Annotated in this window: 23 protein-coding genes and 1 riboswitch; of the genes, 14 read left to right on the forward strand and 9 right to left on the reverse strand. The window is 64.5% G+C overall.

What is annotated here, in order from left to right; genetic code table 11:
• The first annotated feature begins 158 nt into the window (after window positions 1-158).
• The gene (locus tag AC3WJU_RS03450) at window positions 159-467 is read left to right on the forward strand and encodes a hypothetical protein (RefSeq protein WP_306964618.1); all 309 of its coding nucleotides are present in this window, start codon (window positions 159-161) and stop codon (window positions 465-467) included.
• Complete coding sequence (locus AC3WJU_RS03455) at window positions 467-1,837, forward strand: hypothetical protein (protein WP_492259121.1); 1,371 nt, start codon at window positions 467-469, stop codon at window positions 1,835-1,837. Before AC3WJU_RS03450 ends, AC3WJU_RS03455 begins: the two co-directional genes overlap by 1 nt.
• Window positions 1,838-1,889: 52 nt before the next feature.
• Here the strand turns inward: AC3WJU_RS03455 and AC3WJU_RS03460 are convergent, their stop codons facing one another.
• On the reverse strand, window positions 1,890-2,315 hold the full coding sequence (locus AC3WJU_RS03460; RefSeq protein WP_059388735.1) for a phage holin family protein: 426 nt from the start codon (window positions 2,313-2,315) through the stop codon (window positions 1,890-1,892).
• Window positions 2,316-2,435: 120 nt separating this feature from the next.
• Here AC3WJU_RS03460 and AC3WJU_RS03465 point away from each other — a divergent pair, with 120 nt between their 5' ends.
• The 5 genes from AC3WJU_RS03465 to AC3WJU_RS03485 all read left to right on the forward strand — a co-directional run bounded on the left by AC3WJU_RS03465 (window position 2,436) and on the right by AC3WJU_RS03485 (window position 7,975).
• Window positions 2,436-3,554 carry a histidinol-phosphate transaminase gene (locus tag AC3WJU_RS03465; RefSeq protein WP_492259122.1) on the forward strand — a complete coding sequence of 373 codons (1,119 nt, stop codon included), beginning with the start codon at window positions 2,436-2,438 and terminating at the stop codon, window positions 3,552-3,554.
• A 143-nt stretch (window positions 3,555-3,697) separates the two neighbouring features.
• The gene (gene pdhA, locus AC3WJU_RS03470; protein ID WP_306964623.1) at window positions 3,698-4,906 is read left to right on the forward strand and encodes a pyruvate dehydrogenase (acetyl-transferring) E1 component subunit alpha; all 1,209 of its coding nucleotides are present in this window, start codon (window positions 3,698-3,700) and stop codon (window positions 4,904-4,906) included.
• The gene (locus AC3WJU_RS03475) at window positions 4,906-5,886 is read left to right on the forward strand and encodes an alpha-ketoacid dehydrogenase subunit beta (RefSeq protein WP_284988948.1); all 981 of its coding nucleotides are present in this window, start codon (window positions 4,906-4,908) and stop codon (window positions 5,884-5,886) included. The genes pdhA and AC3WJU_RS03475 overlap by 1 nt, the downstream gene beginning before the upstream one ends.
• 57 nt (window positions 5,887-5,943) lie before the next feature.
• The gene (locus AC3WJU_RS03480) at window positions 5,944-7,527 is read left to right on the forward strand and encodes a dihydrolipoamide acetyltransferase family protein (protein ID WP_492259123.1); all 1,584 of its coding nucleotides are present in this window, start codon (window positions 5,944-5,946) and stop codon (window positions 7,525-7,527) included.
• Window positions 7,520-7,975 carry a hypothetical protein gene (locus AC3WJU_RS03485; RefSeq protein WP_350224959.1) on the forward strand — a complete coding sequence of 152 codons (456 nt, stop codon included), beginning with the start codon at window positions 7,520-7,522 and terminating at the stop codon, window positions 7,973-7,975. Before AC3WJU_RS03480 ends, AC3WJU_RS03485 begins: the two co-directional genes overlap by 8 nt.
• Here the strand turns inward: AC3WJU_RS03485 and AC3WJU_RS03490 are convergent.
• The 3 genes from AC3WJU_RS03490 to AC3WJU_RS03500 all read right to left on the reverse strand — a co-directional run bounded on the left by AC3WJU_RS03490 (window position 7,972) and on the right by AC3WJU_RS03500 (window position 10,198).
• On the reverse strand, window positions 7,972-8,310 hold the full coding sequence (locus AC3WJU_RS03490) for a hypothetical protein (protein WP_113990649.1): 339 nt from the start codon (window positions 8,308-8,310) through the stop codon (window positions 7,972-7,974). The genes AC3WJU_RS03485 and AC3WJU_RS03490 overlap by 4 nt on opposite strands.
• Window positions 8,311-8,465: 155 nt before the next feature.
• Entirely contained in the window at window positions 8,466-8,894 is a 429-nt protein-coding gene (locus AC3WJU_RS03495) for a universal stress protein (protein ID WP_059388730.1), read from the reverse strand.
• Complete coding sequence (locus AC3WJU_RS03500; RefSeq protein WP_492259124.1) at window positions 8,891-10,198, reverse strand: aminotransferase-like domain-containing protein; 1,308 nt, start codon at window positions 10,196-10,198, stop codon at window positions 8,891-8,893. The genes AC3WJU_RS03495 and AC3WJU_RS03500 overlap by 4 nt, the downstream gene beginning before the upstream one ends.
• Window positions 10,199-10,312: 114 nt before the next feature.
• On the opposite strand from AC3WJU_RS03500, the gene AC3WJU_RS03505 reads away from it, so the two are divergent.
• A complete protein-coding gene (locus AC3WJU_RS03505) occupies window positions 10,313-11,140 on the forward strand; it encodes an isocitrate lyase/PEP mutase family protein (RefSeq protein ID WP_492259125.1) in 828 nt (275 codons plus the stop codon).
• Window positions 11,141-11,149: 9 nt separating this feature from the next.
• On the opposite strand, the gene AC3WJU_RS03510 is transcribed toward AC3WJU_RS03505, so the two are convergent.
• The 3 genes from AC3WJU_RS03510 to AC3WJU_RS03520 form a co-directional block, all read right to left on the reverse strand.
• Window positions 11,150-11,536, reverse strand: coding sequence for a GerMN domain-containing protein (locus AC3WJU_RS03510; RefSeq protein ID WP_441433033.1), 387 nt, complete (start codon window positions 11,534-11,536; stop codon window positions 11,150-11,152).
• A 486-nt stretch (window positions 11,537-12,022) separates the two neighbouring features.
• Window positions 12,023-12,421 carry a DUF1801 domain-containing protein gene (locus AC3WJU_RS03515; RefSeq protein WP_492259126.1) on the reverse strand — a complete coding sequence of 133 codons (399 nt, stop codon included), beginning with the start codon at window positions 12,419-12,421 and terminating at the stop codon, window positions 12,023-12,025.
• A gap of 80 nt (window positions 12,422-12,501) precedes the next feature.
• Window positions 12,502-13,065 carry an NAD(P)H-dependent oxidoreductase gene (locus tag AC3WJU_RS03520; RefSeq protein WP_306963624.1) on the reverse strand — a complete coding sequence of 188 codons (564 nt, stop codon included), beginning with the start codon at window positions 13,063-13,065 and terminating at the stop codon, window positions 12,502-12,504.
• A 123-nt stretch (window positions 13,066-13,188) separates the two neighbouring features.
• Between AC3WJU_RS03520 and AC3WJU_RS03525 the strand changes: the two genes are divergently transcribed.
• The 5 genes from AC3WJU_RS03525 (at window position 13,189) to AC3WJU_RS03545 (ending at window position 17,107) form a co-directional block, all read left to right on the forward strand.
• On the forward strand, window positions 13,189-13,800 hold the full coding sequence (locus AC3WJU_RS03525; RefSeq protein ID WP_059390272.1) for a TetR/AcrR family transcriptional regulator: 612 nt from the start codon (window positions 13,189-13,191) through the stop codon (window positions 13,798-13,800).
• A gap of 42 nt (window positions 13,801-13,842) precedes the next feature.
• On the forward strand, window positions 13,843-14,889 hold the full coding sequence (locus AC3WJU_RS03530; RefSeq protein ID WP_492259127.1) for a Gfo/Idh/MocA family protein: 1,047 nt from the start codon (window positions 13,843-13,845) through the stop codon (window positions 14,887-14,889).
• Between the two features lie 136 nt (window positions 14,890-15,025).
• Window positions 15,026-15,697: a hypothetical protein gene (locus AC3WJU_RS03535; protein WP_492259128.1), complete on the forward strand. Its 672-nt coding sequence runs from the start codon at window positions 15,026-15,028 to the stop codon at window positions 15,695-15,697.
• A gap of 133 nt (window positions 15,698-15,830) precedes the next feature.
• On the forward strand, window positions 15,831-16,382 hold the full coding sequence (locus AC3WJU_RS03540) for an RNA polymerase sigma factor (protein ID WP_059388725.1): 552 nt from the start codon (window positions 15,831-15,833) through the stop codon (window positions 16,380-16,382).
• Window positions 16,379-17,107, forward strand: a complete 729-nt coding sequence (locus AC3WJU_RS03545; RefSeq protein ID WP_492259129.1) for a hypothetical protein — start codon at window positions 16,379-16,381, stop codon at window positions 17,105-17,107. Before AC3WJU_RS03540 ends, AC3WJU_RS03545 begins: the two co-directional genes overlap by 4 nt.
• 320 nt (window positions 17,108-17,427) lie before the next feature.
• Here AC3WJU_RS03545 and ald read toward each other — a convergent pair whose 3' ends face one another.
• On the reverse strand, window positions 17,428-18,546 hold the full coding sequence (ald, locus tag AC3WJU_RS03550; RefSeq protein WP_284988959.1) for an alanine dehydrogenase: 1,119 nt from the start codon (window positions 18,544-18,546) through the stop codon (window positions 17,428-17,430).
• A 220-nt stretch (window positions 18,547-18,766) separates the two neighbouring features.
• Here ald and AC3WJU_RS03555 point away from each other — a divergent pair, with 220 nt between their 5' ends.
• Window positions 18,767-19,981, forward strand: a complete 1,215-nt coding sequence (locus AC3WJU_RS03555; RefSeq protein WP_306963614.1) for a PucR family transcriptional regulator — start codon at window positions 18,767-18,769, stop codon at window positions 19,979-19,981.
• Window positions 19,982-20,139: 158 nt separating this feature from the next.
• Here AC3WJU_RS03555 and AC3WJU_RS03560 read toward each other — a convergent pair whose 3' ends face one another.
• Window positions 20,140-21,255, reverse strand: coding sequence for a hypothetical protein (locus AC3WJU_RS03560; protein ID WP_492259130.1), 1,116 nt, complete (start codon window positions 21,253-21,255; stop codon window positions 20,140-20,142).
• A 14-nt stretch (window positions 21,256-21,269) separates the two neighbouring features.
• Window positions 21,270-21,415: riboswitch (cyclic di-AMP (ydaO/yuaA leader) on the reverse strand.
• Between the last annotated feature and the right edge of the window lie 81 nt (window positions 21,416-21,496).

Raw genomic sequence — 21,496 nt, forward strand, 5'->3', positions numbered from 1 at the left:
TAAGCCGGACTTCTCTATGTGAATAACGTCGCAGCTTCCCCTCCCCGACCACGTTTCCTACAGGTTATCCACATAGCCCATCACGGCGGTTCCGAGCCGTCGGGGCACAACGTAGCGTCGGTGCCACAACATCAATGGACACGGAGGAGGGCAACGTCTTGAGCGGCATTCTTATGGCGGCCGGAGGAACGGATCTGGATTCGCAGCAGTGTATTTCACGAGGCGCGGAGATCCAGAGGCTCGGATGGCGGATGAGGATCTGCGCCGACCAAGCCGATGCCGTTCTTGCAAGGCTTGCTCAGTTGCAACTCGAGCAATGGGAGTCGCCGGCCGGCCGTGCCTACCGGACCACGCTGGCTTTGCAGGCCGCCTCCCTTCGAAGGGGGCGTGATGCCTTGCATGAGGCAGCTGAAGCGACCCTTCGCCATGCCCAAAATGTGGCTACGAAACTCCAGCCTGGCTTCTGATGGCCGAGGTCGCTCCTATCGGCGCGGGCGGAACACCCCACCCCCGAGCACCCGAGCCGGATGGCACATTGCGGATACGCGGCGGAGTCGGGGGAATCCATTTCCAATTCGAAGAGCTGCTTGCTGGCGCCGCCGCGCTGGACGCACTGGTGCTCCAACTGCAGGCCATTGAAGGGGAGGCTGAAGCGGTGAGGGTGGCTCTCTTCCCGCACCAGGCCTCGTCCTACGCGAGCGGCAGCAACGCAATCATCGCGGTTGGTGAGAGCGGCCGGGACATTGGACGCGTCCGCGAACAGCTTCAGCGGATCGGCAACGGGGTCAGGGCGAGCCATCGTGAATACGAGTTTGCGGAATCACATGCGGCGATCAGGTTGCGGATGGGATTGGGAATGCCAGGTCCTGCGACTGGTCCTGCTCCCCTCGACATTGGCTTGAGGGGCGCCACCGAAGGAGCCGTGCGGGACCTGACCCGGATATTGGAGCTGCTGGTGGGGATACCGCCGGCCGCGGCCAACCTTGCAGGGGCAATCGTCGGGCCCACTGATGTCGGTGCAGTCCTGAGAGCGATCGTCGCGATTCCCGCATTGGCTTTCCTCAAGCCACGTCCCATTACGGTCAGCCGGGGAGAGGCAACCACCAAGAGCGTGGACCTGTCGGCAGCAGGAATGCTCAGGGAACTGGATCACGTCGGCGCCACGTCGGAGGGCGAAATTGAAGTGATGCAGGTAGATAAGGGCGGCGAACGGGCGTGGGTGGTGCTGATTCCGGGCACCCAGCCAGGCAACCCGCCGGGAGGGGGAAATCCATTGGACGAGGCCGGGATTGCCGAAGCGCTGGGTTACAACTCGATGGAAACCAGCAAGGCCATCCGTCAGGCGTTGCTCGAGGCTGGCGCCGCGGCCGGCGAAACGGTGGTGGCAGTCGGCCACAGCCAAGGCGGAATCCACGCCATGAACCTGAGCAAGGACAAAGCGTTCCTCGCCGAGTATGACCTCAAGTTTGTGGTGACAGCTGGATCGCCCGTCGGCGGGATTACCCCGCAGGCCCGCATCGGGAGCCTGCACTTGGAGCACGAACAGGATTGGGTACCCGGCGCGGAAGGCAAAGCGAATCCGGACATCAAGGACAGAGTCACGGTCACCATGACCAGTCCGGTGATCCTGGAACCCGGTGAGGACCCAGGCATTGGGCCGGCACACAAGCTCTCACGCTATGAGGAAGGGGCGAAGCTGGTGCAGCTCAGTTCCGATCCTTCACTGGCCGCTTCCACTGCCGCTCTGGGCGGGATACTGGGCGCCGGGGGAGTGGCCAAGGTGAGCCGGTTCAAGCTGAACCGCGAAGCGCCCCCGGCCCCTCGGGGAGGGCGGTGAGGAAAGCCGAGGAACATGCTGGCGAAGGCCACTTACGGCCTCTCACGGCCTGTTACCGCCTACCGCCTGGAATCCAGCTGGCCACCATGGAGATCAGGCTGATGATGATCGCCGCGAGAACTGCGGTCCAGAAGAAACGGTCGATGGTGAGGTGTACCGGCGTGTAGCTACTGAGCCAGGCTGTCAGGGACAGCATGGCCGCGTTGATGACAATCGTGAACAAGCCGAGGGTGAGGATCGTGATCGGAAGGGAGAGTAGCTTGACCAGAGGCCGCACGAAGGCGTTGACGATGCCAAAAATGAGCCCTATGAAGAGATAGGCAAGAACCACGCCCAAAGTGTCGCCCCCTTGAGTGACCCCCGCGTTGCTTACCGCATTGGTAGTTGCCGACGTGGAAATATCCATCCCAGGCAGAATCCAACTGGCAACCCAGAGGGCCAGTCCGTTGATCAGGACACGCACAATGAATGAACCCATACGCCCATGCTTTCACACGCGCCGGTTTCACACGCGATCGTTTTCACATGCGCCGGTTTTCATGTGCACAGGCCCGGGGGCTTCGAGCATGGCCCGAAGCCCTGCAAGTAGGCTGGTGCCATGAATTCTTCTGACAACGCACCGGAGGGCGTGCGTCCCCGCCCGGTGGTGGACAGGCTCCCCAAATATGCCGCAGGCAAGCCGCCCGCCGCGATTGAGGGCGTGACCAGTTACAAACTGTCGTCCAATGAAAACCCGCTACCCCCGATCCCCGCCGTACTCGAGGCGATCGCTGATCAGTCGGACATCAACCGGTATCCGGACCCGCTGTCCACCAAGCTGCGCACGGCGCTCGCTGACTTCCTGGGAATTCCCGCTGACGACGTTGTCACCGGAGCCGGAAGCCTCGGGGCCCTCAACCAAATCTTGTCCACCTTTGCCGGACAGAACCACGACGGCAAGTCTGATGAGGTCATCTACGCCTGGCGTTCCTTCGAGGCCTACCCCATTTCCGTAGGACTGGCCGGTGCCGAGAGCGTCCAGATCCCGTTGCTTTCCGATGGGCGTCACGATCTCGAGGCCATGGCGGCCGCCGTGACCGTCCGCACCAAGGTGATCTTGCTTTGCACGCCGAACAATCCCACGGGTCCCATCCTCACGGCCGAGGAAACTGAACGGTTCATCCAGTCGGTTCCGGCGGGCGTCGTCGTGGTCATCGATGAGGCCTACCAGGAGTTCGTCAGGGACGAGAACGCCGTGGACGGTATCAAGTTGTACCGCAAGTACCCTAACGTCGTGGTCCTCCGTACCTTTTCCAAGGCTCACGGCCTTGCCGGGCTGCGCGTTGGATACAGCGTCTCCGGTCCGGATCTCACCCAGCACCTGCGCGTCGCTGCCACCCCATTTGCTGTCTCGCAGATTGCGGAACGCGCCGCCATTACTTCGTTGGAGAATTTCGACCAAGTTGTTGAAAGGGTACAAAGCCTGGTGGACGAGCGGGACCGGGTTACCGCGGGACTTCGCGAGCTCGGATGGTTCGTGCCCGAGGCCCAAGGCAACTTCGTATGGCTGAATCTTGGCGAGAATAGCGCCGAATTTGCCGGACTGGCAGGCGAGCGGGCGTTGTCCGTGCGGGCCTTCGGCAACGAAGGTGTCCGGGTCAGCATTGGAGAGGTCGAGGCCAATACTCGATTCCTGGAACTCTGTGCGTCCTATACAAAAGCGCCGCTGCCTTCCTAGCGGTTAACAAATGCCCCTGCGTCCCTTACTGCGGATAAAGTAAGGGACGAAAGCCAAGATATGCCGATTCCGGAATGCATTCCGGAATCGGCATATATCAGCGAATATTGCTCAGCATCGGCTGTGGCAGGCAAGGAGACGGAATGGGCGCAACTCAATTGCCCACCCCCGGGATCAACGGAACGGGACTGGATCAGCAGTCTCCTGCGGGAGGCGCTTCAAGCGATCCCGCTGCCGAGATGATCCAGCTGCTGGGGCCGGACGGCAAGCTAGGGACAGATCCAGTCTTCTCGGACTACGCCAAGCGCCTTGATCCTGAGCAACTCCGGGGCTTCTATGCCGACATGGCCAAGGTCCGCCGCTTCGACCAGGAGGCCACTGCACTCCAGCGCCAAGGCGAGCTGGCACTTTGGGTTCCCCTCACCGGCCAGGAGGCCGCCCAGATCGGTTCCGGGCGGGCTACCCAACGGCAGGACTACATCTTCCCCACGTACCGGGAACACGGCGTCGCATTGACCCGCGATGTGGACCTGGCGGAACTCCTCAAGTTGTTCCGCGGAATTTCGAATGGTGGCTGGGATCCCACCGAGAACAACTTCCATCTCTATACCCTCGTCCTTGCGGCCCAGACGCTGCACTCCGTCGGTTACGCCATGGGAATCCAGCGCGACCAGAAGCTTGCGGAAGCCAATGGTTCCAACGACCCGAAGGCTGCTGTGGTGGCCTACTTCGGCGACGGTGCCAGCTCCGAAGGCGACGTCCACGAATCCATGGTCTTCGCGGCTTCCTACAATGCTCCCGTGGTGTTCTTCTGCCAGAACAACCACTGGGCCATCTCCGTCCCTACCGAGGTCCAGACCAAGGTTCCGCTGTTCAACCGGGCCAAGGGATACGGCTTCCCGGGCATCCGCGTTGACGGCAACGATGTCATCGCAGTCCATGCGGTCACCGAGTGGGCGCTTGAGCACGCACGGGAAGGCCGTGGTCCGGTGCTCATTGAGGCATACACGTATCGCGTTGGTGCCCACACGACGGCGGACGACCCCACCAAGTACCGCGAATCCGCCGAGGAGATTTCATGGCGGGGCAAGGATCCCTTGGATCGTCTTGAGAAGTACCTCCGCAACGAGGGCCTCGCCGACGAAGCTTTCTTTGAGCAAGTCAGGGTCGACGGCGACAAGCTCGCCGCTCACGTCCGCAGCACCACGCAAGGCCTGCAGGGTCCCAACTTCCGCGAGTCATTCGCGGGTGTCTATGCCGAGCCGCACCCACTGGTGGCCGAGGAACTTGCTTGGTTCGAGGAATACTCCGCCGGATTCGAAGGCAACGAGGAAGAGGGGGCAGGCAACTGATGACCACTATGACCATTGCCAAGGCCATCAACGAAGGCCTGCGTGCCTCGCTCACCAATAACCCGAAGTCCTTGCTCATGGGCGAAGACATCGGCCCGCTGGGCGGCGTCTATCGCGTGACCGACGGACTCATCAGGGAGTTCGGCGCAGACCGGGTGGTGGATACCCCACTGGCTGAGTCCGGCATCGTCGGCACGGCTATTGGCCTCGCTTTGCGCGGCTACCGTCCCATCTGCGAAATCCAGTTCGACGGTTTTGTGTTCCCCGGGTTCAACCAGATCACCACCCAATTGGCCAAGATGCACTCCCGCAGCGGCGGCAAGTTGACTGTCCCCGTAGTCATCCGCATTCCTTACGGTGGCGGCATCGGCTCGATCGAACATCACTCGGAATCACCGGAAGCACTGTTCGCCCACACCGCCGGCTTGCGCATCATCACCCCGTCCAACGCCCACGACGCCTACTGGATGATCCAGCAGGCCGTTGACTGCACGGACCCGGTCATCTTCTTCGAGCCCAAGCGCCGCTACTGGCTCAAGGGCGAGGTGGATACCGAGAACGCCGGATTGGCTTCGGACCCCTTCCAAGCGCACGTCCTGCGCGAAGGTTCCGACGCCACCATCGTGGCGTACGGGCCGCTGGTACCGGTCGCGCTGGCCGCAGCAGCGGCCGCGGAAGAGGACGGGCACAGCATCGAAGTGATCGACCTGCGCTCGATTTCCCCCATCGACTTCGACACCGTCACGGCTTCCGTCAAGAAGACCGGCCGCTTGATCGTTGCCCACGAGGCACCGACGTTCGGAGGGATCGGCGGCGAGATCGCTGCGCGGATCAGTGAGCGTGCCTTCCTGCACCTGGAGGCTCCGGTCATCCGCGTGGGCGGTTTCCACATGCCATATCCCGTGGCGAAGGTGGAAGAGGACTACTTGCCGGACATCGACAAGATCCTCGAAGCCCTGGACCGTTCCCTGGCCTACTAGCCGCCCCTGATTGCACCCGCCGCCACGCGGACGGGCCAGCCGAGATCGAGGACCTAAGTGACTGTTAAGAAATTCAACCTGCCGGATGTCGGCGAAGGCCTGACCGAGGCGGAAATCGTCTCCTGGAAGGTCAAGCCCGGCGATACCGTGGCCATCAACGACGTCATCTGCGAGATCGAGACCGCCAAGTCCCTCGTGGAATTGCCGTCCCCGTATGCCGGCACCGTGGCGGAATTGCTCGTTGCCGAAGGCATCACGGTTGAAGTAGGGACCGCGATTATCGGAATTTCGGACAATGCGCCGGGTGACACCGCGCCCGCGTCAGCGCCCGCCGCGCCGCTCGCCGAGCAGCCTGCGGCTCCGACCGCCGCCGCGACGCCCCCCGCCGCGCCTGCAGCGGAACAGGTCTTCGAAGCCTCGATGTACGGCAAGTTGCCCGACGACGCCGGAACGTCCGACGCCGGAACGTCCGACGGCGGTCCGGCCGGCGGCCCGCTGGTTGGCTCCGGTCCCAAGGCCGACGCGGTCAAGCGCCGCCCGCGCAAGCGCCCGGAAGGTGCTGCTTCGGTACCCGCCGCCGTCGAGACCGCCGTCGAGCGAGTGGCAGAGCCCAGCGCTCCGGCCCTGCCGCCCGTTGCCGCACAACAGCCCGCAACCGCAAGCCAGACATCCGCAAGCCAGACATCCGCAAACCAGGCGCCGGGTCTCACCGGCATCGGTGCAACGGTCAGTGGCCTCGTCAACCGGGTGCTGGCCAAGCCGCCCGTGCGCAAGATCGCCCGTGAACTTGGGATTGACCTGGCCGACGTCGTTCCCACCGGAGCCCGCGGCGAAGTGACCCGTGAGGACCTGGTCAGCTACCAGTCGCAGCGCGATGCCGAGGTGGACCAAGCAGACACGTTCTGGGGTGCGTCCAAGAAGCCGCAGGATCAGCGAGTGGAACGGATCCCGGTCAAGGGCGTCCGCAAGGCCACTGCCAAGGCCATGGTGGAGTCGGCGTTCACGGCGCCGCACGTGAGTATCTTCGTTGACGTGGATGCCAGCCGCACCATGGAATTCGTCAAGCGGCTCAAGGCCTCCAGGGACTTTGAGGGCATCAAAGTATCGCCGCTGCTGATCCTCTCGAAGGCTGTGATCTGGGCCGCGGCGCGCAATCCGAGCGTTAACGCGACCTGGGTGGAGAACGCCGATGGCAACGGAAACGCGGAGATCCACGTCAAGCACTACATGAACCTGGGTATTGCCGCGGCGACGCCGCGAGGGCTTATGGTTCCGAACATCAAGGATGCCCAGGATCTTTCCCTCAAGGAACTGGCCCTCGCCCTCAATGAGCTTGCCAGCACGGCACGCGCCGGCAAGACCCAGCCGTCGCAGATGCAGGGCGGCTCGCTGACCATCACGAACATCGGCGCCCTGGGCATCGACACCGGAACGCCTATTATCAACCCCGGTGAGGTGGCAATCGTCGCGTTCGGCACCATCAAGCAAAAGCCGTGGGTGCTCGACGGCGAGGTCATCCCCCGCTGGATCACAACGCTTGGCGGTTCGTTCGACCACCGCGTGGTGGACGGCGACCTCTCTGCCCGTTTCATGGCCGACGTAGCATCCATCCTCGAAGAACCTGCCCTGCTGCTTGACTGAGCATCGCGGCATCAAGGACGGGCGGCGCGGCGTTAGGGGAGAGCGGCACCGTGTTGCCAGGGTCCTGACGGAAGTCTTCCAGCCGCCCGCCGTCGTATCCGTCCTGCTGCTCATGAGCCCTGCGGTGGAACCAGGCTTCCCGGGCACGATATGGTTCGGTGTCCTGGCGGCGCTCTTTGTCTGCGTGCTGCCGCTGGCCTACGTCCTGCTCATGGTGCGGCTCGGCAAACTCAGCGACCACCACGTCAGTGATCGCAAGGAGCGGGCGCCGTTGCTGATGCTTGCGCTCGTGTCCGTGGTCGTGGGGCTGGTGGTCCTCAATCTCATCCACGCCCCGACGAGCGTCTCAGCGATGATCCTTGCACTGATTGGCGGCATCACGGTGTTGGCCGCGGTCAGCCTCGTGTGGAAAATCAGCGGCCATGCCTCGGCAATTTCCGCGGGCTAGTAGGAGGTGTAGCTGAGCGCGAGGTCGCGCAGTTGCTGATCGCTCATGCTGCCGATCATTCCGAATGACAGCACCATCGCCAGGGCTCCGACGGCGAGCATCGCGGAAGCAACCACAAGCAACAATTTCCAGTCGGAGCGAAGGATGCTGCGGAAGGTCTCCGGCATCTGGAGCAACGGGGAGATCATGTTCGGGGCGCTGTCTACCGAGCCGTCGTCGAGAAGTGCCACGATGCGGTCATTCGCCCGGTCGAAGCGCATGGAACTGATGTGGTTGCCATGGCGGGCGAGCAGAATGTCGTGTCCGACGCGTTGGCGCGGCTGCAGAGTAAGCAAAAGGGATCCCCTACGGGTTGATGTGATGGGCGGCTCGCGCCCTTGGGGGCCACTTCAATTTTATCGGCGGCATCCTAGCCGCACGGCCAAAATCGGGGTGAGACCGCCCACCACAACGCGTGATCCCCGTCAAAGTCCAGGGGTCGGCGTGTTCCCTACGGTTCGTCCGTCTTGGCAATGTAGACGTCGCACGGCGCGTTGTGCGCCACCGTGTTCGCAACGCTGCCGAGAACCCTTGCCAGTCCCTGCATACGGCGGTTACCGACCACGATCACTTGTGCACCCACTCGTTCGGCTTCCTTGACCAAGGCCTCTCCGGCTTTGCCGAAGACGGCCCCGTAGCTGGTGGTCAATTGCTCGGAGGCGAGTTCTGCGGCGACTTTGCTGGCGACCTTCTCCGCGGCGTCGGCGTCGGAGAGAATCCACTTGTCCCCTCCGCTTTCGACGACCTCCACGTGGGCGCCTTCAAAAGCGGTGATGACGCGGAGTTCCGCGCCCAGTGCGGTCGCCAAATTCTTTGCCGAATCGGCGGCCCTTCTCGCTGTTACGCTGCCGTCGACTCCGACGAGGACTATTCCGCTCATATATCTGCTCCTTTGCTGATGACATCAATGGCTTCTTGCAAAACCGGCGCCAATCGGCGGACACCTTCGGCGATGGACTCCGGTGGCACTGCGCTGAAAGCCAACCTCAGTTTGTTGGATGGTTCGTCCGAGTGCGTGAACGCCGCGCCGGGGATGAACACGACCCCCGCCGCGATTGCCCTCTTGAGCAGCGGATACGTGTCGACGCCGTCGGGCAAAGTGACCCAGACGAAGAAGCCGCCCTCGGGCATGGTCCAGCTGAGCCCGGAAGGCATGTGCTCTTCCAGCGCCACCAGCAGGGCATTGCAGCGTTCCTCGTACAGGGCCCGGTAGGTGTCAATCTGCCCGCGCCAGTCGTAGTCCCGAAGATATGCGGAGATGATCATCTGGTTCAGGGTGGGAGGGCATAGGGTCACGGCTTCCGAAGCCAGGTAGAAGCGCCGCTGCAAGTGCTCGGGTACCAGTGCCCACCCGATGCGCAGTCCCGGGGCAAAGATCTTGGAGAACGAGCCCATGTAGATGACGTCGTGCTCATTCGCGGCACGCATTGGTTCCAACGGCTTGCCGTCGAAGCGCAAAAGACCGTAAGGGTTGTCTTCGAGCACCAGAATATTCGCATTGCGGCATATATCGACAATCCGCTGACGCCTCGCCGGAGCAAGCGTGATGCCGGAGGGGTTGTTGAAGTTGGGGATCGTGTAGAGGAACTTGATGGTCTTGCCCTCGGCCTGAAGCTCAGCGATCTTGGCTTCGAGGAGCTCCGGAACCAAGCCGTCGTCGTCCATGTCCACGGTCTCAACCTGGACCTGGTAGGCCTCGAAGGTGTTCAGGGCACCCACGTAGGTGGGGTTTTCCACGAGGACGACGTCGCCAGGATTGCAGAAGACTTTCGTGGCGACATCCTGGGCCGACTGGGAACCGGCGGTGATCACCACGTTCTCCGGGCGGGCGTCCATGATGCCCTCCGCGGCCATGATCTCGCAGATCTGGGTACGCAGTTCCTCGGTGCCTTGGCCGCCGCCGTACTGCAGTGCCGTCATGCCTTCTTCCGCGATGATGCGGGCCGCGGTCTGGCCGAGCTTCTCGAGGGGCAGGGACTGCAGATAGGGGTTTCCGCCAGCGAGGGACACGAGTCCCGGCCGCATTGAAATGTCGAAGACGTCACGCACAGCGGACTGCTTGATGTTGGCGGCGCGCTCCGAGAAAAGTTCCTCGTGGCGGTGTGCGGCAGTTGCTGCTCGCTCTATTGCGTCGATTGCTTCCGCGGGCAATTCAGGCCCGGCGTCCAATGTTTCGTGGGTCACATGGAAAGGATACTCCCCGGAGTTGCCAATTGGGCAACGGATGTTTCATCCCATTTTTTGGATTCGCGGTGCGAAGCGCTTTACGTCCGGACAGAGGAAGGCTGGAATAGAGCAATGACGACGCACCCCGAACTCGAATCCAAGGCCCTCCGCTTCCACGAGCTCCATGCCGTGCCGCATGCGCCGTTGGTGCTGGTGAATGCGTGGGATGCCGCATCTGCGCGGATGGTCGAGGAAGCGGGCGCGACGGCGGTGGCGACTTCCAGCTCGGGAGTCTCCTGGAGCCTGGGGTACCGGGACGGCGACCACCTTCCGCGGCACCTCGCAATGGAGGCGCTGGCCCGGATAGCGAAGGCCACCCGCTTGCCCGTGACCGCGGATATCGAGACCGGGTACGGGCGCGCAGATGAAGAACTCCAGGCCACGGTTCGAGCGGTGCTGAACGCGGGCGCCGTCGGGATCAACATCGAGGACTCGGCGGACCAGCCGTTGAGCGAGATCACTGAACAGTCGAGGCGCATCGCGCTGATCAGGCAGACTGCCGAGGACGCGGGCGTCCGGCTGTTCATCAATGCGCGAACGGACACTTATTGGTCTGGAAAGTTCCCGGACACTGCATATGAGGAAACGCTGCGCCGGGCGGATGCCTATCAGCGGGCAGGGGCGGACGGAATATTCGTGCCCGGCTTGGCGGACCTCCATGTCCTGCACGAACTTTCCCGGCGGATCGGCGTACCGCTCAATGCGTTGGCCGGCTTGGGTTCGCCGTCGCCCGGAGAACTGCACGACGTCGGCGTGCGGCGGATCAGCATCGGCGGCAGTACTGCCAGGGCGGCCTACGCGAAGGTCTCCAGGCTGGCCATGGAAGTTCTTGGCGACGGGAACTGGTCGGGCCTCGCCGGAAGCCGGAGCTACGCAGATATGGATGCGCTCTTCGAGTGACTGGCCACCTCAGCGCAGACTCAGGACGTCCGCCAGGGCATTCCCGTCGATGTAGATCGCTGCCTGGGATGCTCCCGTAGCCGCCACCGCGGTTTGCGCCAGCTGAGTCTCGATCCGCGGGTTGTCGCACACGCCTCCAGGGCGAAGTGAACCGCTCAGGTTCACGACGGCGGTGGTGCCGTCGAGGTAGCCCGAAACGTAGCGCAGCGCGGAACCCGAGAGCGCGTTGTACAAACCTGCCCGGGACGCTGTGCCGTCGGGCGCCAGCAACTGCGCCATTGCCCCTGCTAAGCGGTCGCTGCCGGGAGGGGTGGTGACGTGGACGGCCACGAGGCTGTCGTCACAGCCGAACCGCACGCCGCGGCTGCCGCCGTCGCCGATTGCCACGAAATACACGAAAGTCCCAGTCGCTTCTCCGGCGGTCGGGAGGGGCGCGGGAACCGGCGCTGCTATGGGCGCCTGCGGGCTCGCAGCGGTCGGCCGCGGAGCCGCCGGCGGCGGGTTGATATACGGGGGAGGCGCCGGGAGGGGCATGGGAATCGGGCCAGCTACCGGCTCCTGCGTCACCTGGACGGAGCCCGGTGAGGCCGGTTGTGTGGAGAGTGAGCCGCCCGGATCGGTGCCGCCGGGGGAAGCGCAGCCAGCCAGGCAGGGCGCGAGGGATAGGCACAGCGCGGCGACCGCCGTCGTCGTGCATTTCACGCCGCGTCCGACCCGCATGAAAGCCCCCGCGCTTTGCCCTGATCACTCCTGGTGCCTGTAACTCAACGTTACGGCTGGCCGATCGGGTGTGGGCCGCTCCGTCCATGACGGTTCGGCCTCAGCTCAGTCACGGAATGGTAGCGGCGCGGCGACGCGCTTCCGTTCCGAAGCGCGTTCCGGCTAGTCCGTTCCCTTGATCTTCCGCCAACCGCCGGCACGGTTGTTCGCCGCGATCTGCCGCAGCATGGTGATGAGGGGCGCGCGGGGAATCGGCCCGTGCTGGTGGAAGGTGATCATGCGGGCGGTCTTGTTGTCGTGACCCGATGTGATGATGTTGTCCGGGTCGGGAACAATCGCACCGTCGTAGAGGAACAGGTTGACGTGGTCCTTGGCTGCGAGAAACGCGCAAACGTTGCCCTCGAGGACGAAGTAGGGCCGGGTGCGGCGCTTGATCGTTTCGACGATTTCAGGCTCGGCTTCGTGGATGAGATCGCGTAGTTGCTCTCCGATGGCGCGCTGCCAGTCCGGGAGGGCCTCAAGGTAGGCATCGACGTCGGGATGGCGGTTGTAGTCGGCCATGCCGCCATCGTATCGACAAAGAACGCCCCCGCCCACGCCTCAACGGCTGGACGGGGGCGTTCTCGCGGCGAGCTGGGAAACTAGGCTGCGACGTCTTCCTGGACGGCGGTCAACGGCTCGAAGATGCCCTTGATCTGCTCGACAACTTCGGCGTCGTCCTTCGGGTGCAGTTCAGCGAAGCGGATCATGGAGCCGGGAACGGCAAGCTTGACGTCCTCGAGGACCTTGGCGCCGGCGATGCCAGCGGCCTTGCGGGCCTCGTCCTGTGCCCAGACGCCACCAAACTGGCCAAAGGCGGTACCGACGACGGCGGTCGGCTTGCCTGCCAGCGCGCCGGCGCCGAACGGGCGGGACAGCCAGTCGATGGCGTTCTTGAGCGAGGCCGGCATGGTGCCGTTGTGCTCCGGCGTGACGAGCAGGATGGCGTCTGCTTCGGCGGCGGCAGCGCGGAGGGCTGCGGCTTCGGCCGGAACCTGGCCTTCGACGTCGATGTCTTCGTTGTAGAACGGGATGTTGCCGAGGGAGCCGTGGATCTGCACTTCGACGTTTTCCGGGGCGTTGAGCTGGATGGCTTCGGCGAGCTTGCGGTTGTGGGAATCGGCGCGGAGGCTGCCAACAAGGGCGAGAACGGTGTTCTTGGACATGGGAACTCCTTGGGTCGGGCCGCGGACGGTGCCGCCGGCGCTCGGTTTTGGAGGCTTTTGCTGCCTTCGTAGATTCTAAACGGACTACGGTCCGCTTAATATTCCCAAGGCTAGAATGTTTCTGTGAGCCTCATCCCCATCCGGCCCGGTTCGCCTTTCGGGACGCCGCCGGAGCGCAGCGACGCCGCGCGTAACCGCGAACGGCTCCTTCAAGCTGCCAGGGATCTCGTGGCCGAACACGGAGTGGACGCCGTCACGATGGACATGCTCGCGTGCCGGGCCGACGTCGGGAAGGGAACGGTCTTCCGCCGTTTCGGCAGCAGGGCCGGACTCATGATGACCCTCCTGAGCGATGCCGAGGCGGAATTCCAGCGCGAGTTCATCTTCGGTCCGCCGCCCCTGGGCCCGGGAGCGCCCCCGCTCGAGCGCCTCATCGCCTTCGGCGAAGCGCGTATCAAATATGTCGAAGAGTACGGCGAGCTGGCCCGTGCCGCGGCGGAACATTCCCCGCAAAACCGGCACGACGCCCCGCCGGTGGTGTTGTGGCACCGGCACATCGAGATGCTGTTGCGGGAAGCGGGCCTGGACAGCGATCCTTGGCTTCTGGCTCTTTCCCTCGGCGCCACCCTGGATCCCGAGCGCATGCTCCATTCCCTCCGAGTTCACGGAGTTGCGCCGGAACGCCTGGCTGCGTCGTGGCGAGAGCTCGTCACTCGCCTACTGAAAGACTGCTGACATAACCTTCGCCGGGCCATCTTCGCCCGGTAGCGTAGCGGCATGACCCACACACCGATCCGTACCGCCGTCGTCGGCTTTGGCCTTTCCGGCAGCGTCTTTCACGCGCCGTTTATCGCAGCCAATCCCGCGTATTCCCTCGACGTCATCGCCACTTCGGACGCGGGCCGTAAGGCCAAAGCGCAGGAACGGTATCCCGGCACGAGGATCGTGGACAGTCCGGATGACGTCTTGGCGTTTGCCGGTGACCTCGACCTCGTGGTGCTCGGCACACCGCCTGCGACCCATCACCCGCTCACGAAAGCCGCGCTGGTAGCCGGGCTCGACGTCGTCGTCGACAAGCCGTTCGCGGTGACCAGCGCACAGGGGCAGGAGCTGATCCAGCTGGCCGCGAAGCTGGGCCGTGTGCTCACCGTCTACCAAAACCGCCGCTGGGACGGCGACGCCCTCACCGTGAAGAAGCTGCTCGACGCCGGGACGCTGGGCGACGTGATGCGCTGCGAGGCGTCAATGGAACGGTGGGCGCCCGAAATCAGCAAGGCGTGGAAGGCCGGCGCCACGGCCGACGACGGCGGTGGGCTGCTCTTCGACCTGGGAACCCACCTGCTTGACCTTGCCCTCCAGATGTTCGGTCCCGCCGAAGTCATCCATGCCGAAATCCTTGCCCGAAGGCCCCGGGAGAAAGCCGACGACGACGTCTTCCTGGTCCTTCAACACGCTTCCGGAGTGCTCAGCCACGTCGCCATGAACGTCAACAGCCAGCTTCACGCACCGCGCTTCCGCATCCTGGGGAGCAAGGGTGGATTCGTGAAGTTCGGAATCGACCCCCAGGAACCGTTCATCGTGGCGGGCGGCCAGCCCACGGATGGCGCCTACGGCGTCGACGATCCGCACCACTACGGCACCCTGGAAATCGACGGCGTGCGGACCACGGTACCCACCGAGCGCGGCGCCTACCAGGAGTTCTACCGGATCCTTGCGGAGAAGATCGCCGACGGCGGTGCCGCCTCCGCTTTGCCGCTCCCCGTGGATCCGGCCGGGCCAGTCGAGGTACTCAAGCTGATTGAGCAGGCCCGGACACTCGCCTGAAAGTTTTTTGGATAAGGGCGTAACTTCGACGGGACCGCCAGCGATGTAAGGGGAGTGTGGGCAACGTCCGCACTGATCATCCAGTAGCGACAAAGCCGCTGCCGGAGTAGTCCCAAAACGTTTGTCGGAGGGTTTCATGTCCTTGTTCACTGTCCTTGCCACTAGCAAAATCGCCGCCGGCGTCCTCGCTGCCGGAGCTGTAGCGGTTGGCGGAACCGGCGTCGCAGCCTTCAACGGAGCACTTCCCAACGATCTACAGAAGAGCGCCCACGAGCTGCTCGGCGCCCCGGCTCCGGTAGCGTCCAAAGCAGCCGAGTCCGCGCTGTCCAAGGCTGCCGACGCGTCCCAGACGGCAACGTCCAAGGCAACTGACGCCGCTGCCGATGCCAAGTCCAAGGCGACGGACGCCGTCGACGACGCAAAGTCCAAGGCCGCAGCGGCAGCCGCTTCGGCCAAAGCCACCTCGCCTGAGGCATTCGGCCTCTGCACCGCCCTCCTCAACGGCGGCCTGAAGGCTGACGCCAAGGTACCCGGTTACTCCTCACTGGTAGTCGCCGCTGGCGGCGAGGCCAACGTCAACGCACACTGCGCCACCGTCGTGAGCGAAGGCAAGGCCGCCGGCCTGAACGCTGACGGATCTGCTTCCGCCAAGGCCGACGCCGATGGAAACGCCGCAGTGCCGGCCGTACCGGCTGTTCCCGCCGTGCCGTCTGCACCGGCCGTTCCTGCTGTACCGGCCGTCCCGGCTGTGCCGTCCCACGTGCCGACCGCACCGGTGCACGTGCCGTCCGATTCTGTCAGCCCGTAACACTGCGGCTACGCTTGAACGGCGGGGCTCCTTGGCTAAATGACAAGGAGCCCCGCGACGCAACAGACGGCGGCAGTGGTCATTTCCTAGGCCAGGGACGATGACCGTGCTGCGTGGGATGGAGGGGTCGCGGGTGCTTGACCCTTTGGCTGACGAATATTTGCAGGCGGACGAGGAAGATCCCGCCCTGCTCTTCACGGCTGCCTACAACGAATTTTCCGGACCGGTGTTTGGATACCTGCGAGCCCGCGGCGTAGACGATCCGGAAGCAGTTACCCAGGACGTGTTCCTGGCCCTCTATCCCAAACTGGATTCCCTCCGCGGAGGTCTCCAGGGAGCCAAGACCCTCCTCTTCTCCATAGCGCACGCGCGAATGGTGGATCACTACCGGAAGCGGGAACGCACCCCTGATTCCGCGCCCTATGAATCCGATCTGGATTCGCGGCGCGCGCCTTCGGCCGAGGACCAGGCATTCGGGCATGGCGCAGGCCTGGGTGTAACCGAGCTACTGGCGGACCTCAATCCCGACTACCGGGAGGTCCTGGCACTACGGGTCGTGGCGGACCTTTCGTTGGAAGAAACAGCGGACATCATGGGCAAATCCCAAGGAGCCGTGAAGCAGTTGCAGCGCAGGGCATTGAGTGCACTGAGAGAACGTGCACTACTAAGGAATGGCACATCATGAGCGAAAAATCCGCATCCTTCGGCGAGCAAGGCGTTGACCGCCTGCTTGCTGAAGCCGGGCTCGACGAAGCGTACGAGATCCGGACCGAGCTGCTGGAACTGCGCGCCCTTGCGAGCACCCGGCCGCAGCCATCGGCGGCTGTGCAGGCTTTGATGGCACCTGCGGGCGTTGCGGCTACTCCTGTCGCGGCCACAACCCCGCTAGCCCGCGCCGCGGCCACCCCTGTTGATGAACTGGCCACTCGTCGCCGTCGTAAGCGCCGTGCCGGCATTGCGGCTCTTGCCGTTGCGGCTTCCCTTGCCGCCGGAGCTACCGCCGCGGCTGCGTCCGACGGCGGCATTCCGGGAACGATCGAACACTTGGGCGCCGTGGTGGGATCCGTTGTTTCGCAGCTCACCCCTGGATCGGGCGGCAACGCTCCACAACAGCAAGGAACCCGCCAGAAGCCGGTCCCTATGCCCACCCGGGAAACAAACGTTCCCGGATCGCCCTCTCCGGAGTCCTCTGCGCCTGGGGCCCAAAACACCGCGCATCCTTCGCCGCACGCGACTCCCGGCACTACCGCTCCGGGGTCCGAGTCGGATCCGCGTAATGGATTGCACGACATCGCAAAGGGCCGCCCGGGGCCAATTACGATCCCGACGCCGGAGGTCCCAACGCCCACGCTGCCGTTGCCCCAACCGGTTCCGTCCGAGATTCTTCCGGGCAGCCCGGTCAAGCCATAACTGGCGTCGTGGAGTGTCCGGCGTCGTGCTCGGACGAGCCGCTCAGGCGGCCGGGGGTACTCCATTAGACGCTCCTGCAGATCTGGCCTATTTTCACCCGACGCTCGCTCACCAATACGCCTGATACCTTCAACGCTCGCTCAGAAGATCTGAGCGAGCGTCGGGCCAAAATGCCCTAAAAGCGAGCGAGCGTCCCGCAAGAACCCCACATAAGTGAGCGAGCGTCGGTGGGGACCACGACGGCGGGGTGCCGCTTCCCGTGGAAGCCGCACCCCGCCGTCGTGATCGCTAAGCCGCCCCGGTGAGAGGCGGAGAGGAAACTATGCCGAGACCAGGTTGTGCCAATCGGCGACGAGGGGCAGGTTGTGCGCCTCGGAAACCGAGCGGTGCGTGACCTTGCCTGCCGCGATGTTGAGGCCGGCCGCCAGTGCGGGGTCGCGGTCGAATGCGGCCCTGACGCCCAGGTTGGCCAGTGACACCGCGTAGCGCAGGGTGACGTTGGTCAGGGCGTAGGTGGAGGTGTTCGGAACGGCGCCCGGCATGTTGGCGACGCAGTAGAAGATCGTGTTGTGGACCTTGTACGTGGGTTCCTGGTGCGTGGTGGGGTGCGTGTCCTCGAAGCAGCCGCCCTGGTCCACGGCGATGTCCACCAGCACGGAGCCGGGCTTCATGCGGGAAACCAGCTCGTTGGTGACCAGCTTGGGGGCCTTGGCGCCCGGGATCAGCACCGAACCGATGACGAGGTCGGCGTCGACCACGGACTTCTCGATCTCGTATGCGTTGGAGGCGACCGTCTTCAGGCGGCCCTGGTAGAGGGCGTCCAGTTCGCGGAGGCGGTTGATGTTGATGTCCAGGATGGTGACGTCGGCGCCCAGGCCCAAGGCCATGGCGGCGGCGTTGGTACCGGCAACACCGGCGCCGAGGACAACAACCTTGGCCGGGCGGACGCCGGGTACGCCGCCCAGCAGCACACCCTTGCCACCGGCCGGAGCCATGAGGGAGGAAGCGCCGACGACGACCGACAGGCGGCCGGCAACCTCGGACATGGGTGCCAACAGAGGCAGCGCGCGGCCGTCCTGGACGGTTTCGTAGGCGATGGCCGTGACGCCGGAGTTGATGAGTTCCTGGGTCAGCTCGGCCTCGGCGGCCAAGTGCAGGTAGGTGAAGAGGATCAGGCCCTTGCGGAAGCGGTGGTACTCGGCCTTGATCGGTTCCTTGACCTTCATGACCATGTCAGCGCGTGCCCAGACGTCGTCGGCCTCGGCCACGATCTCAGCGCCGGCAACCGAGTATTCCTCGTCCGTGATACCGGAGCCCAGGCCTGCGCCCCGTTCCACCAGAACGGTGTGGCCGTGGGTGCGGAACTCGTGAACGCCCGCGGCCGTGATGGCAACGCGGAATTCGTTGTTCTTGATCTCTTTGGGGACACCGATGATCATTTTGGGCTCCATCTTCGAAAGGCTTCAACGGCCTTTTTCTCTGCGGGGGACTGTGCTTCCAGAATAAATCCGCTGTGAGCCAGCCGACAGGAAAGGCGACCGTCACGGTTGCCGACTTCCCCGGAATTCCGCGGTTTTTGCCGCCTTCGACTCGACATTTGTCGATATTGAGGGCGTCAGGTGTCGCCTGATGTTCGTGGGGCAAAGTAGTGTTTTCTCCATGCAGCAAGACGTGGAGAAAATCGTCGAGGACGTAGCACTCAAGTTGGGCCGCGGCCTCTCCTTGGAAGACCTCGACGGCGTACTGCTCGCCTACAGTTCCAACCAGTCCCACGCCGACCGTGTGCGCGTGAATTTCCTCCTGAGCAAGCGTGTCCCGGTGGACGTCAGCGCCTGGCAGCTCTCGCACGGCATCGCAACCGCGGTGCGTCCCGTCGTCGTACCCGCCAATGAAGAACTCGGGATGGTCGGGCGGGTTTGCGTCCCGTTGCTGGTGCGCGGATTCCGTGTGGGGTACCTCTGGGTCCAGCAGGACCTTGACGAGCAGACCGCGACGGCGATACTCGCCGAATTGCCGGGGGTCCGGGACGAGTTGGACCTCCTCGCGGGGTTGCTGCTCGATTCCAACACGGCGGAATCGGAGTTCCGGCGACGCCGTGAGCAGGAATTCCTCGCTGCATGCCAAGGCGAGTCCAACGCGGTGGCGGCCGTGGCGGGATGGAAGGAGATCCAAGGCAGGGGACCGTGGCAGCTGGTGACCGTGCTCGATGCTGCGGACAGTGGCGGCGTCTCTGATCCGATCGCGGCGACCCTGACGCACCGCTCCGCCGCACTGCAGGCTACTATCGGGGTCGATTCCGTGCTTTTCAGCGCCGGGACTGAGACGCACTCGGTCCTGTTGTTCCGCGAAACGGGCGGACGGGCAGAGCATGCCCAGGTCCTGGTCCACTATCAGCTGGAACTCGCCAAGCGCGCCGGCCGAAAAGTGGACCGCGTCATTCTTGGCATCAGCGAGCCGTTTGCGGCTATTCGCCAACTGGGCCGGGCGTACCGGCAGTCGAAGCTCGCGGCCCAGGCTGCCGCCGTCGATCCTCCGCTCGGCGAGCTCGTGGACAGCCGCTCGGCCGGGATCTATCAGTTGTTCGAACGGCTACAGGCGCCCGGGGGCTGGGACGATTCGGGTTCCGTGCACTTCCAGGAGATCGAGGACGCCGACCGCAACGGCGAGCTGCTGCCCGTGCTCGAACTGCTTTACGACAGCGACGGCTCCGTTCAGGATGTGGCCTCGAAGCTCCACCTGCACCGCAGCAGCATCTACAACCGACTGGCCAGGGTCCGCCAGCTTATCGGAGCGGATCCGCTGAATGGCGCCACCCGGCTCGAACTCCACGCAACGCTCAAGGCGCGCCGCTGGGCTGGCCGACCGCGGATTTGAAGCGCAGGTACCGGAAACCGCGCTGGCCTACTTGTTGAACTGCCTCAACTGAAGGCTGCAGCGCCAGCGGTCCGGGCGGTGCTGAATCATCTGCGTCCGGGTGTTCCGGCAGCACCGTCCGTGCCACTCGACGGCAAATGCTCGATGCCCTCCCATCCTCACTGCAGTGCCTTGGTTGCTGCGTCCAGAATCGACCCAAGATCGACGCCCGGTTGGGTAGGCGGTGGCGTCGGTGTGGGGCTGGCCGGGGTCCGCGGCTTCCAAGAACCTGTGGGTGCGGGAGTCGGAGACGCTGGATCCGTCGGATCCGGTGTCGGGGTTGGGCTAGCGGGTCCGGTCGGACCGGGGCTGGGAGCAGGCGCAGGCTGGGCCGGAACCGGGGTGGAAGGAACAGGCGCCGGGGTGAGGCTTGGGGGCAGCGCTGACGGGAGGGCAGGAACCTGAACGGAGATCGACGGTGCAGGGACGCTCGACGATTCGACAGCTACCGGTCCTTGCGGCGAATGCTGCGCCGGGTCCCCGGCCTGGCCGGACTTGGCGCTCGGGGTAGCTGCCGAAGGTGATTCCGCAGCGCTGGGGGAGGTGCTTGGCGTCGTGGAAGGAGCGCCGGATTGCGTGGAGTCCTGGCTGTCTGCGCTGGCAGCGTCCTGGGCACGGGATTCCTGGCCGAAGAAGGGCAACTCGAGGGCTTGTCCCAGGGAGCCGGCGGCCAACAAGATGCCTAGGGCACCTGTCACCACTGCCATTCGGTTGCTCATCGTCCGGACGGCGGCGGCCTTCTTGAGGACGGCGTGTGGTTCACGGCTGAAGGAGGAACCGGTAAGGGTCGCCGGACCGGCGCCGGCGCGGGTTGCCGCGGGAAGTGCCGTTGTGGCTGCGTTCTCGGTTTTGGCCGACTCTGCTGCCGCGCGAGCCAAGGTCGCAGCAGACACCGTCGGTATGGCCGCAGTGGCCGGCTCAGCTGTCGCAGGAGCCGCGGTCTCGGCAGCGACAGTCGGTATGGCCGCAGTGGCAGGTTCTGCCGCCGCGGCAGGCACTGTTTGAATGGCCGCAGTTTCGCTGGCTTCTGAGGCCCGCTTCCGTTCGGCTGCGCGGGCGGCCGCGCGCGTTGTGGGTGCCGCCGTCGTCGGTGTTGCCGTGGGGGTGGGCGCCGCCGTCGAACTCAAAGGTTCGGAAGCCGCCGCAGCGATGAACGGTTCGCTGTCTGTGGCCCGACGACGTCCGGTTGGTTTGGTGCTCTCGCCCGCCACTTGGGCACGGCGAGGCTGATCCATGGTTGGGGACATGGTGATTGCCTCTCAACGCCTTCGAGGTTAGCTGTCGGGTTCGGACGAGGCCGTCCGGCCGCGCGTGGCGGCTTCACCCCAAGGGCCTGAAGTGGGCCCGGAGACTCTGGGTCCCCCGTCTCTGCCGTGGGTCTGGCGGATTCCGGGTTGCGGCAGAGCTCGGCGTCAACCCGGAAGCGGCCCGGTTGGGGACTGGGTCGCCCCTCGACGTTACAACAGCCGGCATGCA

Source organism: Arthrobacter sp. FW306-1B-F12A (genome assembly GCF_058781865.1).